We start from the raw sequence: 16,049 nt of genomic DNA on the forward strand, positions 1-16,049 counted from the left end.
GGTTGCCGTTGGGGCCGTGTGTGCGGGGGCCGTGCATGCGGGGTTGTGCGTGCCGGGGTCGTGCGTGCGGGGCCGTGCATGCGGGGTTGTGCGTGCCGGGGTCGTGCGTGCGGGGCCGTGCATGCGGGGTCGTGCGTGCGGGGGCCGTCCGTGCGGGAGACGGCCCCCGGCGGCCGTCACCGGGTCGTGCAGACGGTCCCGTTGAGGGTGAAGACGGCGGGCAGCGTGTTCGGGCCGCTGTAGTTGCCGACGAAGCCGACCGTGGCCGACGCGCCCGTGGGCAGCGAGCCGTTGCCGGGGTCGTTGACGACCTTGACGTCCCGCCCGTCCTGCGTCCAGACGGCGCCCCAGCCGCTGCCCAGGCTCTGCCAGGTGTTGGGCCAGCTGAAGTTCAGGGTCCAGCCGCTGACCGGCGCGCCGTCGTTGGTGATGTCGATGGCGCCGACGTAGCCGCTGGCCCAGTCGGACTGCTTGGTCAGGCGTACCGAGCACGAGCTGGAGGCGGGCGTGCCGGTCGTGAACGTCAGAGGCGAGGAGGGCGCCGAGACGCCGCCGCCGCTGTCGCGGGCGATCACGTTGACCGTGTGGCGGGTGCCCGGCCTCAGGTTGCGCACGGTGAGGGAGGTGCCGCCGGTCTCGCCGATCTGCTCGGTGACGGCCCCGTTCTGGCGGTGGATCTCGTACTTCGCGATCGGGCGCGTACCGGCGGAGGCGGCGGGCCAGGAGATGGTGGCGGTCCTGTCCGTCACCGCGGAGACCGTGGGCTGTCCGGGCAGGCCCGGCAGGCCGGTCTGGGCGGAGGCGGGACGCAGGACGACCGTGGTCAGCGAGAGCGGCGGCAGCGTCTGGCCGGTCGCGCTGCCCGCCGTCGAGGTGGTGATGCTCGTGGCGCCGTTGGTGTGGGTCAGCACGGTGGGAGCCCCGGGCGCCGGGCTGAACCCGGAGTAGCCGATCGTGACGGGGTAGGACGTGTCGGACGAGGTGTTGACCAGCAGGACGGCCAGCTCGCCGCCGGGGCGGCGTACGGCGTGCGCGACGACCTTCGCCTGGTCGGTCGCGGCCCGGACGAACCGGTCACCGGGGCGGGCGAACCTGCTCACCATCTGGAGCGCGTAGTACGGCGCGAAGGGCGTGTTCGCCGCCGGTTCGCAGACGCCGCCGTCGGAGGTGCACGTCCCGCTCGACAGCAGGCCGAAGTCGCCGTAGTCGGTGTGTCCCTCGACCTGCGTGACGTTGCCGATGCCGTTGTGGACGTTCCACCAGTCGACCGTGAACACCCCGTTGGCCAGCAGCGTCGCGTAGGCGTCGGCGGCGGCCAGCGCGCCCGGCTGGGTCGTCGTGCCGCCGCTGTTCGAGCCGGTGTTGAACTCGGTCATCGCGATGCCGATCCGCTCGGAGCCGGCCCCCACGTGCTTCGCGATCTGCTGACGGGTGAGGTGGATCATGTCGGGGACGTGCGCGGCCCTGTCGAAGGCACCGGGGTACCAGTGCAGGATCACGAAGTCGATCTTCGATCCGGCGGCGGCCAGGACGACGTCGTTCCAGGTCCCGGCGTCGCCGTCGGCGACGATCCCGTCGGGCCAGTTGGCCGGGGTGGTGAGCACCGCGCCGATCTTGATGGTCGGGTCGACGGCCTTCATCGCGTCGGAGTAGGCCACGACGTGGCGCGCGTACTCGGCCGGGCTCTTGTCGGGGTGGTCGTCGGCCTCCCAGACGGCACCGTAGTGGCCGTTGCCGTAGTTCTCGTTGCCGATCTCCCAGTACTTGACGCCGTAGCCCTTCACGACGTTGGCGTGCCGCACCCAGGCCGCGGCCTCCGCCGCCGTACCGGTGCCGTAGTTGGCGGTCACCATCGGCTGCGCCCCGGTGCGCCGCACGCCGCGCATGAAGGTGTCGAAGTCGGTGTCGGGAGCCACGTAGCCGCCGGGAGCGGTGTGGTCGGCCCAGTGGTAGATGTCGGAGTACGAGCCGCCGGGGTAGCGCAGCACCTTCATGCCCGCGCCCTTGAGCAGGTCGGCGGTCTCGTCGGTGCCCAGACGGCTGTCCCAGATGGCGTGGTTGGTGCCGAGGCCGGTCTCGGGGACGGTGGCGAGCGCGGCGCGGGCGTTGACGGTCACCGCGACCGGGGCGGCCTCGTCGGCGTGCGCCGCGAGGACGGCCGGGGCGGCCTCGTCGGCGTGGGCGGTGGGGACGGTCAGGGCGGCCAGCGCCAGCAGGATCGCTGACGCGGCCCGTAACGGAGTTCTTGGCATCGATGCACCTCGCGACGGATAAGTGACGTTCACTCGACGCCCCGGCCCTGACCCGGAGGCAACGTGATCGTCAGCGGTCGTCTCCCGTTCGTCAACCGGCGTTGAAACTTTCACGCCGGCGGACCCGCGTTCAGGTCTTTCGTCGTGGATGCAACACTTCGCGGCCCGATTCCATCTGGGATGTGACGGAGCCGACGAAAGGCGAAGGCGTTGGAAGCAGATCCGCGGTTCGCGGAGTTCGTCGCCGAACGTGGTGATGCGCTGTTGCGCTACGGCTATGTGCTCGCCGGAAACCCGCACGACGCGGCGGACCTGGTGCAGGAGGCGCTGCTGAGGCTTCGCGCCGCCTGGCCGGGGCTCGTGGCCAAGGAGAATCCCGAGGGCTACGTGCGAACCATCATGGCCAGGCTGCACACGGTCACCTGGCGGTTGCGGCGTCGCGAGTCGCTCAGCTGGGAGTTGCCCGAACAGGGTCACCACGACGCGCTGCCCAGCGGTGACGAGCGGGCGATGTGGGAGGCGCTGACCGGGCTGCCGCGCAAGCAGCGGGTGGTGCTGGTCCTGCGGTACTACGAGGAGCTCAGCGACGCGGAGATCGCGGCGGTCCTGGGGATCTCGCGCGGAACCGTGCGGAGCCAGGCGTCGCGGGCGATCGACAGGTCACGGACCGGTCCGGCCGGCTCATGACCTACCGGCTCGGGGACGACATCCACCTGATCGACCTGAACAAGATCCCGTAGCCGCCGCCCATGTCAGCCACCGACCAGCGGGACGAGCTTGATGAACGACACCACCGGGTCGGCGGTCAGGTCGATCGTCTCGGACAGGTCGTCGATCTGCCGCTCCCCGACCAGCAGCACGAACCCGTTGCGCCGGAACGCCCGCTCGGCGACGTCCGCCTGCCTCTCCCAGTCGACGCGCCGCCCGGCACCGTCGTTCGTCCGGTAGCCGTTCAGCTCCGCCTCGGCGTCCAGGGGGCGGACCAGGCCGTTGAACCTGGCGGAGGGGGCGGCGTTGAACCGGGCGACCTCCTCGCGGACGCGCAGCCGTACGAGCTCACGTGCCGAGATGCTCTCGGGAAGATCGGGAAGGGCGAACTCGTTCAGCGGTCTGCCCGTTGCCGTCTCGTCGCGAAAGGTGACCGTCGCCATCCTGAGCCTCCCTGGATCGGTGGAAACACTGCAGGGCTATCGGTACCAGGCGGAACCGACAAGATGGATCTTCCTGGACGCGGGTGCCGGCGGTCCCCGTCCGCGTCCGCGTCCGAGATGACCGTGCCGTTCTCGCCGCGCACCGGGTCGCGGCGCATGAGGCCGCGCAGGCCGTGACAGGGCTGTGGACAGGCCGTGACAGGGCCGCGCACAGGGCCGTGGCCGGGCCGTGGCCGGTCTCGCGGCCGTCGGTCGCGCCGGAGAATGGCTACTTGTCCGCCCAGCGACCGGGGACGGGCAGACACCCCGGCCGTCGGCCGGAGCGGAGCCACGGCAGGGCATGGCGACATCTCCATCGTCCCGTGTCACATGGGCATATAGGCTGGACGGCGAAATGCCACATGCTTGATTGATCTGTCCGGATGCCGGTCCCCTGCGGAGGGGGCCGCCCCGTGACAGCCCGTCGTGAGGAGTCGGTGAATGCCGCGCGAAGGCGTCGGACCGGATTTCATCGAGGCACTGGCCCGGGGGCTGGAGGTCGTCACCGCCTTCCAGCCACGCCGCCCGGTGATGTCGCTGACCCAGGTGGCCACCGCGACCGGCCTGGCCAGGCCCACCACCCGGCGCATCCTGCTCACCCTCCAGGAGCTGGGTTACGTGCGCTCGTGCGAGGGCGGGTTCGCGCTGACCCCCCGGGTGCTGGAGCTGGGAGTGGCCTACGTGCGCTCGATGGGACTGTGGGACGTCGCCCGCCCGCACCTGGAGAAACTCGTCGCCCGTACGGGTGAGTCGTGCTCGATCGCCCAGCTCGACGGCTCCGACATCGTCTACGTCGCCAGGGTCGCGGTGCCCAAGATCGTGGGGCTGGCCGTGCAGATCGGCACCCGGTTCCCGGCGCGGGCGACCTCGCTGGGCAAGATCTGCCTGGCCGCGCTGTCTCCCGAGGAGGTGGACCGCGTGCTGGCCGAGCCGTCCAGGTCCGGCATCGAACTCCGGGAGATCGGCCGCGAGGAGCTGCACGCCGAGCTGCGCGAGGTCCGCGCGCGCGGCTGGGCGTTCACCGACGAGCAGCTCGCTCCCGGCATCCGTTCGGTCGCCGCGCCGCTGCGCGACGGGTCGGGGCGGGTGATCGCCGGGATCAACGTCAACAGCCACGCCGCGGAGACCTCCCTGGAACGGCTGCTGGAGGAGCACCTTCCGCCGCTGCTCCAGACCGCGGGGGAGATCAGCGCGGACTTCGCCCGGCTGGAGACGGTCCCCCACGTGACCCGGCCGACCGCGTCGTAACCGGTCAGCCGGGTCGTTCAGGGGATGAGGACGATCCGGCCGGTCGCGGTGCCCTCGTGCTGGCGCCGCCACGCCTCCCCCGCCTCCCGCAGCGGCATGATCTCGTGGGTGACGGACAGGGTGCCGAGCAGGGCCTGCTCGGCGACGAACGTGAGCGAGGCGGCGCGCCGCTCCGGGCCCAGCTCGTTGTTGGTGTAGCCGAGCAGGCGCAGCGACCCGCCGCGCAGGGTGGCCGAGTCGATCGGGCAGGTCTCGCCCGCCGAGCCGCCCAGGTTGACCAGCCTGCCGCCGGGACGCAGGGTGCGCGCGGCGGCGGCGGCCGGTACGCCGAACAGCGGGTCGAGCACCAGGTCGACCGGCCCGTCGGCGACGGCGGTGAAGCGCGCCGCCAGCTCGGCGACGTCCTGGGTGTCGAGCGCGACGACGGCGTCGGCACCGGCCCGCCCGGCCCGGTCCCGGGCGGCGGCGGACCGCGCGGCCGCGATCACCCTGCGGGCACCGGCGGCGCGGGCGAGCTGGACGGCCGCCTGGCCGACCACGCCCCCGGCCCCGAGCACCAGCACCTGTTCCCCGGCGGCCAGCTCGCCGCGCCAGGTCAGCGCCTGGTGCGCGGCGACGGCCGACAGCCCCAGCGCGGCGATCGCCACCGGATCGACTCCGGCGGGGAGCCGCACCACGTCGCGCGCCGGCACGCGGGCGACCTCGGCCATGCTCCCGTCGCCCGGTGCCATCCCCGCCGAGGTCGCGAACCACACGGGCTCGCCCCCGACGGTCCCGACCCCCTGCACGCCCGGCACGTACGGGGTCCGGGGTCTCCCGAAGTAGGACGTGCCGCTCGCGCACAGCAGGTCCAGCGGGGTGACGGGAGCGGCCGTGACCGTGACCAGTGTCTCGCCGGGTACGGCCGGGGGCGCGTCCCGCTCGACCGGCACGGGCGGGCGGCCGGGTTCCCGGATCTCCACGGCGCGCACGGGCTCAGGTGGCGATGTCGGGATAGGGGAGCGCGAAGCGCGCGAGCCGTTCGGCGTACTGGAGCTGGAAACCGAGCGGCTCCTCGTGGTCGCGTTCGAACATCGCGATGAAGAGGGTGAGGGTGAGGAACGGGTGCGCCCCGAGCTCGAACAGCGTGGGGTAGTCGTGCTCGGCGAGCGCGGCGCGTTCGGTGTCGTCGAAGCGCAGCCAGGTGCTCGACTCGCCGTCGACGCAGTTGAGGATGAGGTTGGCCCGCTCCCTCTCCCACCACTCCACGGTGCCCCGGGGGTCCTCGCGGTAGCGCTCGACGAGCTCGGGGTCGCGGTCGACGGTGTAGAGGAACTTGTTCAGCAGGTACTTGCTCATCGGCCGGCTCCGTTCGGGTACCAGGTGAAGTAGGCCTCCATGGTGTGGAAGAGGTCGTAGGTGTCGACGTAGTCGGCCTTCATCCCCTCGCCCGCGACGCCCATCATCAGCATGAAGTCCATGAATCCGTGGGTGGCGTTGCCCGGCGCGTGCAGGCTGTCCAGCGTCACCTCCGACAGGCAGCCTTCGAGGTCGCCGGTGGAGATCCACTCCACGGCCCGCCGGTCGAACTCCGGGTCGGGGCCGTGCGGCCCGAACTGCCGGGGCCCGCCCAGCTCCAGCGACAGGTGCCCGGTGCCGATGACGGCGACCCGCACGTCCTGCGGCCAGGACTCCACCAGCTCGCGGATCGTCCTCCCGAGCTGTACGAAGCGTTTGGGCTGCGGCAGCGGCGGGGCGAAGATGTTGGTGTAGATCGGCACGATCGGCAGGTCGTTCTGCGGGCGCAGCGTGATGATCGGGCAGGTGATCGAGTGGTCGATCCGCAGCTCGTTGGAGAACGCCAGGTCGAACCCCGCGTCCATGCCCTCGCGCAGCAGGTAGGACGAGAGGTCCTCCTGACCTTTGAGCAGCATGCGCGGCAGCCCGAACTCGCGTTCCTCGTTGTAGAAGTTGGCGTCGTAGAACGGCGCCTTGCCGATGAGGAACTGCGGCATGTTGTCCAGCCACAGCTGGTGGAAGTGGTCCGAGCCCACCATCACCAGCACGTCGGGGCGCGCCCTGGTCAGGGTCTCGCGGAAGGCCTCGACCTTGCGTACCCACTCGTCGGCGAACGGCGGGCGGTCCGCGCCCGTCGCGGTGCTGGCCCGGTAGTAGAACGGGTGGTGCGTGGACGCGACCACCGCGACCAGTTCGGCCATCGGATCTCCTTGTCAGAGGGTCTGTGAGGTTAGGGGCGCTCTTCCGGGGCGCCCGGGGTGTACGGCACGGGCTCGACGGACCGGTTGTTGAGGTCCACCGAGAGGAAGATGTCGTTGCCGACCGGGTCGCGTATCTCCTCGGCGAGCTGCCCGATCAGCCCGGCGGTCCTGGCGAGCAGGGCGAACCCGCGCAGCAGCTCCAGCGGCAGGCCCAGGTCGGCCAGCGCGGCGCCGCACACCCCGGCCCCGTTCAGCGGCAGCGTCCGGCCCAGCACCCGGGGGTGCACCCGGCCGATCGCGGCGAACAGCGACAGGTGCGGCCCGAACAGCCCCTCCTCGGTGGCGATCTCCATCAACCGGGGGGTGCGCGGGTCGCCCTCCTTGTGGACGTGGTGGCCGAGGCCGGGGACGAACCTTCTGGCCGCGCGCCGGTCCTGGACGGTCCTCAGGGCGAGGGCGTCCCAGCCGTCGTCGCCGTCCGGCAGGTCGCCGTCCACCGAGGTCAGCACGTCGTGCAGGAAGCGGCCGGTGTCCTCGGTGACGCCCAGGAACCTCGAACCGCCGCCCAGCAGGCCCGCCGCGAGCGCGCCCTGCACCGAGTCGGGCGCCGACAGGTAGGTGAGGCGGGTGACGATCGCGGTCGGGGTGAAGCCGTGGTCGGCGAGCGCGGCCAGCACGGCCTCGAACACCCGCACCTCGCCGCGCCCCGGCCGCCGCTGGGTCGCCAGCCAGAACGCCAGCTCGCCGAACCCGACCTCGCCCATGACGTCCGCCGCCAGGTCGTGGCCGAGCAGGGTGATCGTCCTCAGGCTGGACGCGCCGAGCGCGGTCGGGTACTCGGGCCTGTCGATCCGCTCAGCCACGGTCGTCCCTTCCCGCGAGCCGTTCGCGCGGCTCGGTGCCGTGCGTGCCCTGATCAGTCGCGAGCCGTTCGCGCGGCTCGGTGCCGTGCGTGCCCTGATCAACCGCGCGCCGTTCGCGCGGCTCCGCGCCGTGCGTGCCCTGATCAACCGCGAGCCGTTCGCGCGGCTCCGCGCGGTGCCCGTGCATGCCCGGTTCAGCCACGGTCGTCCTCCCCCGCGAGCCACGCGCGCAGCTCCGCGCCGTGCTCGTCCAGCTCGGGCGGCGGCAGCCGGTAGCCGGCCGGGGTCCGCGAGAACCTGATCGGATGCCGCGTCGTCGGCACCGCCCGATCGCCCTCACCCACCTCCACGACCGGATCCAGCTCGAAGCGCTCGGCCATCGCGAACCCGCCGTCGACGGTGTTGATCGGGCCGCTGGGCACCCCGGCCTTCACCAGCAGCTCGAACCACTCGACCGCGCCCCGCCCGGCCAGCCGCTCGACGAGGATCGGGCGCAGCTCGTCGCGGTGCGCGGTGCGGTCGGCGTTGCGGGCGAACCGCGGGTCGTCGGCGATCTCCGGGATGTCCAGGACCTCGCACAGCCTGCGGAACTGGCCGTCGTTGGCGGCGGTGACGATCAGGTCGTTGTCGGCGGTCGGCAGCGGCTCGTACGGGAACACGCTGGGGTGCGCGTTGCCCATCCGGTAGGGCACGACCCCGCCGGCCACGTAGGCGGAACCGTGGTTGACCAGCCCGGTCAGCGCCGACGACAGCAGGTTCACCTCGACGTGCTGCCCCTGGCCGGTCGCGTCCCGGTGGCGCAGCGCCGCGAGGACGCCGATCACGACGTGGTTGCCGGCCATCACGTCGAACGCCGACATCCCCGCGCGGTAGGGCGGCCCGTCCGGATCCCCGGTCAGGCTCATCAGGCCGGAGATGGCCTGCACCATCAGGTCGTACCCGGGCACGTCGCGCCCCTTGCCCGAACCGAAGCCGCTGATCGAGCCGTAGACCACGCCCGGGTTGGCCGCGCGGACGCTGTCGTAGTCGAGGCCGTACTTGGCCAGGCCGCCGGGCCTGAAGTTCTCCACCACCACGTCCGCCCTGCGGGCCAGCTCGCGGGCGAGCGCGGCGTCGGTCTCGTCGCGCAGGTTCAGCGCGATCGAGCGCTTGCCGCGGTTGACGCCCAGGTAGTACGTCGACACGTCGCCGCGGACCGGCGGCGTCCACGACCGGGTCTCGTCGCCTCCCGGGCCCTCGACCTTCACCACCTGGGCGCCCAGGTCCGCGAGCAGCATGGTGGCGTACGGCCCGGCCAGCACCCGCGAGAAGTCCGCGACCAGCACCCCCGACAGCGGCCCGCCGGTCGTCCCGTCCGGCGAAGCAACGCTCACTGACATCCAACTCCCTCGTTGGTCCGCTCAATGGACACATGTCCGCTAGCCAGCTTCTGGCAAACATGGGTCTCCGTCAAGGCAAGCCTAGGTAAAAAAGATCTATTGACAGCCGAAGTACGAAGCGTGACAGTACGGAGAAACGTGTTGACCGCAAAGCGGACACACGTCCGTTCACCTGATCCGTATGCGCGGTAAGGAGTTCTGGTCATGAGCGAACGGATTCGTTTCGAGGCCGACCGGCCGGTGGTGCTGCGCGGAGGCACGGTGCTGCCGATGGACGACGGGCGCCGGGTGCTCACCGGCACCGACGTCCTGGTCGTCGGTGACCGGATCGCGGCCGTCGGGCCCGGACTGCCCGTACCGGAGGGCACCGCCGAGATCGACGCGACCGACGGCATCGTGATGCCCGGGATGATCGACACCCACCGGCACATGTGGCAGACCGCCATGCGCGGCTACGGCGCCGACTGGACCCTGACGCAGTACTTCATCTGGTACTACCTGGAGCACGGCAGGCTCTTCCGGCCCGAGGACATCCACGCCGGCAACGTGCTGGCCGCCGCCGAGGCCCTCGACGCCGGCGTCACGACCGTCGTCGACTGGTCACACGGCCTCCAGACGGCCGACCACGCCGACGCCGCGGTCGACGCGCTGCGGTCGGTGCCCGGCCGGTTCGTGCTCGCCTACGGCAACATCCAGCGGGCGCCCGCCGACTGGACCGCCGCGCCGGAGTTCCGCGACTTCGTCCGGCGGCGGATCACCGGGGACGACATGCTGGGCTTCCAGCTCGCCTTCGACGTCACCGGCGACCCGGAGTTCCCCGAGAGGCCCGCCTTCGAGGTCGCCCGCGACCTCGGCGTCGCGGTCACCACCCACGCCGGCGTGTGGGGCGCCACCTCCGACGACGGCATCCGGCTCATGTACGACCACGGCTTCATGAACGCCGACACGGTGTACGTCCACGCCGCCTCGCTGTCCGCGGACTCCTACCACCGCATCGCGGCCACCGGCGGCTCCGTCTCGATCTCCACCGAGAGCGAGCAGAGCGCGGGCCAGGGCTACCCGCCCACCTGGGGCATCCGGGCACACGGCATCCCGGTGTCGCTGTCGATGGACACCAGCGTCTGGTGGAGCGGCGACCTCTTCTCCGCCATGCGCTCCACGCTCGGCGCCGACCGTTCCCGCGAGCACCTGGAGGCCCACGCCAAGGGCGACACCGTCACGCACAGCGGCCTGCGCGCCGAACAGGTCGTCGACTGGGCCACCCGTGGCGGCGCGCGGGCCCTCGGCCGCGACGGCGACCTCGGCGCCCTGGAGGCCGGCCGCAAGGCCGACGTCGTCCTCATCAAGAACGAGCACTCACCGGTGTCGTTCCCCCTGCTCAACCCCTACGGCCACGTCGCGTTCCAGGCGCAGCGGGGCGATGTGCACACCGTCCTGGTCAACGGCCGCGTCGTCAAGCACGAGCACCGCCTGCTCGGCGTCGACCTGGCCGCCGCCCGCCGCGCGGTCGAGCGGACCGTCGAGCACCTGCGGAGCACGATGGGAGAGGCGGAGTGGCGCAAGGGCATGAACCCCGACATCCCCCAGACCACCCTTCTCGACAACCCGTACACCTACACCGACTACCACAGCGACGTGACCCACACCCGCCGGGAGTCCTCTGGATAGGGCCGGGGCGGTTCCGGTCAGCCGTGCCTTTTCCGCTGGAAGAACCGGAGGAGGGAGTGCCTCTCGCGAGGCGCTTCGGGGGCGGGGGCGGGCTTCTCCTCGGCCGGATGGCGGGCCCGCCAGTCGGCGACGACCTTCTCCACGTCGATGAGGGGCTGGAAGAGCGGCGGGCCGGACAGGGTCTTCCCGTGGCTCTCGCGGATCCTGTCGTTCATGCCGCCGACGATCGCGCGGGCCTGTGCCTCCGTACGCGCGCCCATCGCCTCCGCCACGGACTCCTCGACCTCCTTGCGCAACGCGAGCGTCCCCGGCAGCGGGAACGACAGGTTCTCCTCAAGCATCTTCTGCTTGATCCACCACATCTCGTCGTGCGGCTTCCCCTCGCCGGGGAGGGGCTTGCCCGTGCCCGGCAGGTTGTCGAACTCCCCGCGTTCGGTGGCCTCCCGGATCTGGCGGTCGATCCACGTCTCGAAGCTGACCCCAAGTGGCTTGCGTTCCGTCATGGATCTCACCCCTCATGCCGCGACAGCACCACTTCGAGGATAACGAGGGGGTACGGCGAGGGCCGGATGGGCTCGGACAGGTTCGGACGGTGACCAGGCTCGCGCGGGATGATCTATCGCTTTTTTTCGCTATTAGCCAGCATTTCCAGGACCTTGTCGAGCCGGACCTTCCTGTTCTCCGGTGTGAGCGCCTGGAGCAGCGGCAGGATCACCAGGTAACGCCCGGTCTTGTCGAGCGCCTCGAACGCCTTCCCGGCCTCCGGGTTCGTGTCGAGCGCCGCCGCGAGGTCGGGGGGCACCGTCGCCGTCCTCTGCGACTCGTAGGCCACCGCCCAGCGCCCGTCCTCCTGCGCCTTGCGCACCTCGGCCAGCCCGGGTTCGCGCATCCGCCCGGCGGCCGTCAGCATCGCGACCTTGTCGACGTTCACCTGCGACCACAGGCTCCTGGGCCGGCGCGGCACGTACTTCTGCAGGTAGTACCGCTCGTCGAGGGGAAGCCGCTGCCCGGAGACCCAGCCGTAGCACAGCCCGACGTCGACCAGCTCGTCGGAGGTGACCGTCGGAATGCCGGTCTTCTTCTTGGCCAGCTTGATCCACAGACCCTCGTGGCGCGTGTGATTCTCGGCGAGCCAGCTCTCGAACGCCTCGGCGTCCACGAAGGCGATGATCTCCACTCCGTCGCGCTCGTCCATGTGGATCAGGCTAACCCCGCGACCGGCCCGGCGCCCCGCGACCTCGGCCACCGGGATCCGGGAGATCCGTTTTCCGGCCGGGCAGGCGGTCCGGAAGTGACCTCCTCCCGGGCCGCCACGCTCGGGTGGGTCACGCCGTGCGTACGGCGATCCCGGGGTAGTCGAGTACGAGACCGGACTCGTCGTAGACCAGGCGGCATGCGAAGTCGAAGACCGGGGCGCTGTAGTCGTAGCGCTGCCGGGTGCCCTCGTCGGCGACACGGACGTAGTCCTGGTCAAGGCGTTCGACGGTGAGGTCGGTGGCGCGTACGTAGGCGGCGGGGGCGGCCGACCTCTCGCCGACGCGGAGGCCCATCCGGTGCGCGGGGAGGGCGTTGGTCATCGCCGAGGACTCCAGGTCGACGTCCAGGCAGCCGTCCAGGTGAGGGGCCGGGGTGCCGTCGACCCGCCAGTGGCCGGCGCCGTCGGTCTCCAGCACGGTGTGCCGGGTCCCCGAGGCCGAACGCCCCGTGATCCGCGCGCTTCGCGTGGTCCAGGAGGCGTCCAGCTCGATGGAGTAGCCGACGATCCAGGTTTCGCCCTCCTCGACCGCCGTCGTGCACCCCTCGCTGAGAAGGCCGTCGCCCGAGTACCGGAAGTAGGTCACCTCGAAGCCGTCCCGCGCGTCGAGGTGCCGCCAGGCGGTCGTCGGCGGTGCCGTGAAGGTCATCGTTCGATTCTGCCCGCTGAACGGTGGACCCGCCGCCGGGGTCAGCGCGCGACGCGGAAGAACTCGCGCAGGTCGCCGACGAACAGGTCGGGTACCTCCATCGCCGGGAAGTGGCCACCCCGGTCGAACTCCGACCAGTGGTCGACGGTGTTCGCCGGGTCGGCGAGTGCGCGGATCGTCATGTCCGCCGCGAACACCGCGACCCCCTGCGGTGGCATCGGCGCGGACGGCCACCCGGCCTGCTCGCCGCCGGTCTGGTCGTCACCGGTCTGGTCGTCACCGGTCTGGCCGTCATCGGTCTGGTCGCCGCCGGACTGGGCGGCGGCGATCTCGCGGTAGGCCTGCATCCCCTCGTAGAGGATGTCGGCCGAGGACGCGCCGGAGCCGGTGAACCAGTACAGGCTCACGTTGGTGAGCAGCCGGTCGCGGTCCACCGCGTGCTCGGGCAGGTCGGCGGCCGGGTCGGTCCACTCCTTGAACTTCTCCGCGATCCACGCCAGCTGTCCGATCGGCGAGTCGGTCAGCGAGTAGGCGAGGGTCCGCGGCCGGGTGGACTGCAGGTGCAGATAGCCGAAGCCGTCCTGGCGGGCGGCGTTGAACCGCTCGGCGCGCGCCCGGTCCGCGCCGGACAGACCGTCGAGCTCGACGGGCGGGCCGAACGGGTACGGCGACGGACCGTTGAGGTGGGTGGCGACCACCCGGCCGGGGGCGGCCATGGGCAGCAGCGTGGTCACGCCGCCGCCCATGTCCCCGCCCTGCGCGGCGAACCGCTGGTAACCGAGCCGGCTCATCAGCTCCCCGAACGCGGCGGCCACCCGGAACAGGTTGCCCCAGCCCGGCTCCCGCACCGGGTTGGAGAACCCGAAGCCGGGCAGCGACGGGATCACGACGTGGAAGGCGTCCGCCGGGTCACCGCCGTGCGCGCGGGGATCGGTCAGCGGTCCGATCACGTCCAGGAAGTCCACGAACGAGCCCGGCCAGCCGTGGCACAGGATCAGCGGCAGCGCGTCCGGCTCGGGCGAGCGGACGTGCAGGAAGTGGATGTCCTGGCCGTCGATCGTCGTCACGAACTGCGGGTGCTCGTTCAGCGTCTTCTCCTGCGCGCGCCAGTCGAAGCCGTTCGCCCAGTGGTCGGCCAGGTCCCTGAGGTAGCCGACGGGAACGCCGCGCTCCCAGCCGGTTCCAGGGACCTGCCGGGGCCAGCGGGCGCGGGTGAGGCGATCGCGCAGGTCGTCCAGCTCGGCCTGCGGGATGTCGACGCGGAACGGGCGGATGCCGGTGTTGTTGTCCATGAAGAGAAAGGTAGGAGCGATACAGGAAAGTGCCGTTCCTGTATCCAAGGCAGACTTGGAACATGTTGGACACGGCACAACGACTACTGCGATTGCTCTCCCTGTTGCAGACGCCGCGCGACTGGACCGGGCCGGAGCTGGCCGAGCGCCTCGACGTCACCACGCGCACCGTGCGCAACGACGTGGAACGCCTGCGCGACCTCGGCTATCCGGTGCACGGGATCAGGGGTGTCACCGGCGGTTACCGGCTCGGGGCCGGTGCGACGTTGCCGCCGCTGCTGCTCGACGACGAGGAGGCGGTCGCCGTCGCCGTCGGGCTGCGGGTGGGCGCCACACAGGGCGCGGTCACCGGCATCGAGGAGGCGGCGCTGCGCGCCCTGACCAAGCTCGAACAGGTGCTGCCGTCGCGGCTTCGCCGTCGTGTCAACGGCCTGCGCGCGTACCTCGTCCCGCTCCCGCACGCCGGTCCCAGCGTGGACGCCGCCACGCTCACCGCGATCGCGGCGGCCTCCCGCGACCACGAGCGGCTCCGGTTCGACTACACCGGCCACGACGGGACGGCCGGCCGCCGCGAGGTCGAGCCGCACCGGCTCGCGCACAGCCGGGGCCGCTGGTACCTGGTCGGGTGGGACGTCGCGAGGTCCGACTGGCGCACGTTCCGGGTGGACCGGATGCGGTTGCGGACACCGAACGGCCCGCGCTTCACCCCGCGCGAGGACCCCGGAGGTGACCTCGTCGGCCACGTCACCGCCGGCCTGGCCACCGCGCCCTGGCGGTGCCGGGCGCGGGTGACGGTGTACGCACCGGCCGAGCACGTGCGCGACCGGCTGCCCGGCGTTCCGGTGGAACCCCTGGGCGACGACGCCTGCGTGGCCGAGGTCGGCTCGGACACGCCGCAGATGCTGGCCGGGTATCTCGGCATGCTCGACGCCGACTTCGAGGTCACCGAGCCGCCCGAACTCGTCGCGGCGCTCCGGGTGCTCGCCGACCGCTACCGGCGGGCGGTCCCGGCGGAGACGTCTCGCGGTACGTCGCCGCATGGCGTGCCCGGCATCGAGCCCGGTGACCCTGGGCGGTCACCGCACTAGCGATCCACGGTGGTGTGGCGGTCGTCGGTGCCACACGGCCGAAAGTCATACGGCGACACGCCGCGACAGGACCCGACACAGTGGGCACCTGCTGCTTAACCTGCGGAAACAGGCGTACACCATCGGGGTGGACGCGATCCGTGCGGCCCACGCCGGAGTTCGGTCGCGACCACGCGGGTCGCGGCGGCGGAGGGTAGCGAAGGGCGACGCGGGGCAACGAAGGGGACGTCATGACCGGCAGCTCACCTCACGTCACATCCCTGGCGAACGCGTCACCGGCGTTCGAGAGCGAGCTCGGGTCGGTCACCCTGGTCGACGCGGGCGCGCTGCCGATCCTCAGCGGGCTCTCGATCAAGCACGTGGTCCTCGAACCCGGCGCGATCCGCGAGCCGCAGTGGAACGTCAACGCCAACCAGCTCGGCTACTGCCTCTCCGGCACGGTGCTGGTGTCGATCCTGGGGAACGCCGACGCCTTCTCCTCGTTCGTCGTCACCGCGGGGCAGATGTACCACGTCGAGTCAGGGGCGATCTACCACATCGAGAACATCGGTGACGACCGCGCCGAGTTCGTTCTCGCGCTTCGCGACGAACGGCCCCAGCACTTCTCGCTGCGCGACAGTCTCGAAGGGGCACGCCCGCATGCGTGTCCTGGACCCCGACGGCGCCCTCGACGAGTATCTGCTCGGCCCCGGCGACGTCTACTTCGTGCCGCGCGCCTTCCCGCACCACATCGAGGTCCTCGGCGAGGACGCCATCCACTTCCTCATCTTCTTCGACCAGCCCATGCCCGCCGACATCGGCTACCGGGTCAGCGCGTCGGCGTTCTCCCGCGAGGTTCTCGCCGCGAGCTTCGGCATGTCCGAACGCGACCTCCCCCGATTCCCCTTCACACCGGCCGACCCGCTCTTCGTCGCGCGGGCCAACCCTTCCGATCCGGTTCGCTGAGTCCCTCGCCGACCCGGTGGGT

General features: G+C 71.5%; 16 protein-coding genes and 2 pseudogenes. 6 read left to right on the top strand and 12 right to left on the bottom strand.

All coding sequences use genetic code 11. The annotated features are described in order from the left end of the window. Nucleotides 1-176 precede the first annotated feature (176 nt). The gene (locus ACFYWM_RS19825; RefSeq protein WP_389916640.1) at nt 177-2,252 is read right to left on the bottom strand and encodes a cellulose binding domain-containing protein; all 2,076 of its coding nucleotides are present in this window, start codon (nt 2,250-2,252) and stop codon (nt 177-179) included. Between the two features lie 210 nt (nt 2,253-2,462). On the opposite strand from ACFYWM_RS19825, the gene ACFYWM_RS19830 reads away from it, so the two are divergent. After that, complete coding sequence (locus tag ACFYWM_RS19830) at nt 2,463-2,939, top strand: SigE family RNA polymerase sigma factor (RefSeq protein WP_389916643.1); 477 nt, start codon at nt 2,463-2,465, stop codon at nt 2,937-2,939. 65 nt (nt 2,940-3,004) lie between these two features. Here ACFYWM_RS19830 and ACFYWM_RS19835 read toward each other — a convergent pair whose 3' ends face one another. Continuing rightward, entirely contained in the window at nt 3,005-3,403 is a 399-nt protein-coding gene (locus tag ACFYWM_RS19835) for a hypothetical protein (RefSeq protein ID WP_389916645.1), read from the bottom strand. Nucleotides 3,404-3,883: 480 nt separating this feature from the next. On the opposite strand from ACFYWM_RS19835, the gene ACFYWM_RS19840 reads away from it, so the two are divergent. Next, complete coding sequence (locus ACFYWM_RS19840; RefSeq protein WP_389916647.1) at nt 3,884-4,690, top strand: IclR family transcriptional regulator C-terminal domain-containing protein; 807 nt, start codon at nt 3,884-3,886, stop codon at nt 4,688-4,690. Between the two features lie 17 nt (nt 4,691-4,707). Here the strand turns inward: ACFYWM_RS19840 and ACFYWM_RS19845 are convergent, their stop codons facing one another. Genes ACFYWM_RS19845 through ACFYWM_RS19870 form a run of 6 tightly spaced genes read right to left on the bottom strand, consistent with a single transcriptional unit; the run spans nt 4,708 to nt 9,124 of the window. Beyond that, nucleotides 4,708-5,661, bottom strand: coding sequence for a zinc-binding alcohol dehydrogenase family protein (locus ACFYWM_RS19845; RefSeq protein ID WP_389916649.1), 954 nt, complete (start codon nt 5,659-5,661; stop codon nt 4,708-4,710). Nucleotides 5,662-5,665: 4 nt separating this feature from the next. Continuing rightward, nucleotides 5,666-6,028: a hypothetical protein gene (locus ACFYWM_RS19850; RefSeq protein ID WP_389916651.1), complete on the bottom strand. Its 363-nt coding sequence runs from the start codon at nt 6,026-6,028 to the stop codon at nt 5,666-5,668. Then, nucleotides 6,025-6,888, bottom strand: a complete 864-nt coding sequence (locus tag ACFYWM_RS19855) for an extradiol ring-cleavage dioxygenase (protein WP_389916653.1) — start codon at nt 6,886-6,888, stop codon at nt 6,025-6,027. Before ACFYWM_RS19855 ends, ACFYWM_RS19850 begins: the two co-directional genes overlap by 4 nt. Before the next feature lie 29 nt (nt 6,889-6,917). Further along, on the bottom strand, nt 6,918-7,751 hold the full coding sequence (locus ACFYWM_RS19860) for a citryl-CoA lyase (RefSeq protein WP_389916655.1): 834 nt from the start codon (nt 7,749-7,751) through the stop codon (nt 6,918-6,920). Further along, nucleotides 7,744-7,953: a hypothetical protein gene (locus ACFYWM_RS19865; RefSeq protein ID WP_389916657.1), complete on the bottom strand. Its 210-nt coding sequence runs from the start codon at nt 7,951-7,953 to the stop codon at nt 7,744-7,746. Before ACFYWM_RS19865 ends, ACFYWM_RS19860 begins: the two co-directional genes overlap by 8 nt. Beyond that, a complete protein-coding gene (locus ACFYWM_RS19870) occupies nt 7,946-9,124 on the bottom strand; it encodes a CaiB/BaiF CoA transferase family protein (RefSeq protein WP_389916659.1) in 1,179 nt (392 codons plus the stop codon). Before ACFYWM_RS19870 ends, ACFYWM_RS19865 begins: the two co-directional genes overlap by 8 nt. A gap of 210 nt (nt 9,125-9,334) precedes the next feature. Here ACFYWM_RS19870 and ACFYWM_RS19875 point away from each other — a divergent pair, with 210 nt between their 5' ends. After that, the gene (locus ACFYWM_RS19875) at nt 9,335-10,798 is read left to right on the top strand and encodes an amidohydrolase family protein (protein ID WP_389916661.1); all 1,464 of its coding nucleotides are present in this window, start codon (nt 9,335-9,337) and stop codon (nt 10,796-10,798) included. Nucleotides 10,799-10,815: 17 nt separating this feature from the next. On the opposite strand, the gene ACFYWM_RS19880 is transcribed toward ACFYWM_RS19875, so the two are convergent. From ACFYWM_RS19880 to ACFYWM_RS19895, 4 genes are all read right to left on the bottom strand, one after another. Continuing rightward, nucleotides 10,816-11,301, bottom strand: coding sequence for a DUF1992 domain-containing protein (locus ACFYWM_RS19880; protein WP_389916663.1), 486 nt, complete (start codon nt 11,299-11,301; stop codon nt 10,816-10,818). Nucleotides 11,302-11,414: 113 nt separating this feature from the next. Continuing rightward, nucleotides 11,415-11,993, bottom strand: coding sequence for a YdeI family protein (locus ACFYWM_RS19885; protein WP_389916665.1), 579 nt, complete (start codon nt 11,991-11,993; stop codon nt 11,415-11,417). A 130-nt stretch (nt 11,994-12,123) separates the two neighbouring features. Then, entirely contained in the window at nt 12,124-12,702 is a 579-nt protein-coding gene (locus tag ACFYWM_RS19890) for a putative glycolipid-binding domain-containing protein (RefSeq protein ID WP_389916667.1), read from the bottom strand. Between the two features lie 41 nt (nt 12,703-12,743). Continuing rightward, complete coding sequence (locus ACFYWM_RS19895; RefSeq protein WP_389916669.1) at nt 12,744-13,994, bottom strand: epoxide hydrolase family protein; 1,251 nt, start codon at nt 13,992-13,994, stop codon at nt 12,744-12,746. A gap of 62 nt (nt 13,995-14,056) precedes the next feature. Here ACFYWM_RS19895 and ACFYWM_RS19900 point away from each other — a divergent pair, with 62 nt between their 5' ends. From ACFYWM_RS19900 to ACFYWM_RS19910, 3 genes and pseudogenes are all read left to right on the top strand, one after another. Next, nucleotides 14,057-15,082, top strand: a complete 1,026-nt coding sequence (locus ACFYWM_RS19900) for a helix-turn-helix transcriptional regulator (RefSeq protein WP_389916671.1) — start codon at nt 14,057-14,059, stop codon at nt 15,080-15,082. Between the two features lie 308 nt (nt 15,083-15,390). Further along, a pseudogene (locus tag ACFYWM_RS19905) lies at nt 15,391-15,642 on the top strand (cupin domain-containing protein); the annotation flags it as partial. Further along, nucleotides 15,626-16,027, top strand: a pseudogene (locus ACFYWM_RS19910) (cupin domain-containing protein); the annotation flags it as partial. The pseudogenes ACFYWM_RS19905 and ACFYWM_RS19910, both read left to right, overlap by 17 nt. Nucleotides 16,028-16,049 lie beyond the last annotated feature (22 nt).

It is taken from the genome of Streptosporangium sp. NPDC002721 (assembly GCF_042888905.1).
Classification (GTDB): Bacteria; Actinomycetota; Actinomycetes; order Streptosporangiales; family Streptosporangiaceae; genus Streptosporangium.

Coding starts and splice junctions, on each gene's coding strand:
- ACFYWM_RS19885 (WP_389916665.1), bottom strand. CDS start 11,993: ATGGACGAGCGCGACGGAGTGGAGATCATCGCCTTCGTGGACGCCGAG.
- ACFYWM_RS19895 (WP_389916669.1), bottom strand. CDS start 13,994: ATGGACAACAACACCGGCATCCGCCCGTTCCGCGTCGACATCCCGCAG.
- ACFYWM_RS19875 (WP_389916661.1), top strand. CDS start 9,335: ATGAGCGAACGGATTCGTTTCGAGGCCGACCGGCCGGTGGTGCTGCGC.
- ACFYWM_RS19855 (WP_389916653.1), bottom strand. CDS start 6,888: ATGGCCGAACTGGTCGCGGTGGTCGCGTCCACGCACCACCCGTTCTAC.
- ACFYWM_RS19825 (WP_389916640.1), bottom strand. CDS start 2,252: ATGCCAAGAACTCCGTTACGGGCCGCGTCAGCGATCCTGCTGGCGCTG.
- ACFYWM_RS19840 (WP_389916647.1), top strand. CDS start 3,884: ATGCCGCGCGAAGGCGTCGGACCGGATTTCATCGAGGCACTGGCCCGG.
- ACFYWM_RS19880 (WP_389916663.1), bottom strand. CDS start 11,301: ATGACGGAACGCAAGCCACTTGGGGTCAGCTTCGAGACGTGGATCGAC.
- ACFYWM_RS19850 (WP_389916651.1), bottom strand. CDS start 6,028: ATGAGCAAGTACCTGCTGAACAAGTTCCTCTACACCGTCGACCGCGAC.
- ACFYWM_RS19835 (WP_389916645.1), bottom strand. CDS start 3,403: ATGGCGACGGTCACCTTTCGCGACGAGACGGCAACGGGCAGACCGCTG.
- ACFYWM_RS19900 (WP_389916671.1), top strand. CDS start 14,057: ATGTTGGACACGGCACAACGACTACTGCGATTGCTCTCCCTGTTGCAG.
- ACFYWM_RS19890 (WP_389916667.1), bottom strand. CDS start 12,702: ATGACCTTCACGGCACCGCCGACGACCGCCTGGCGGCACCTCGACGCG.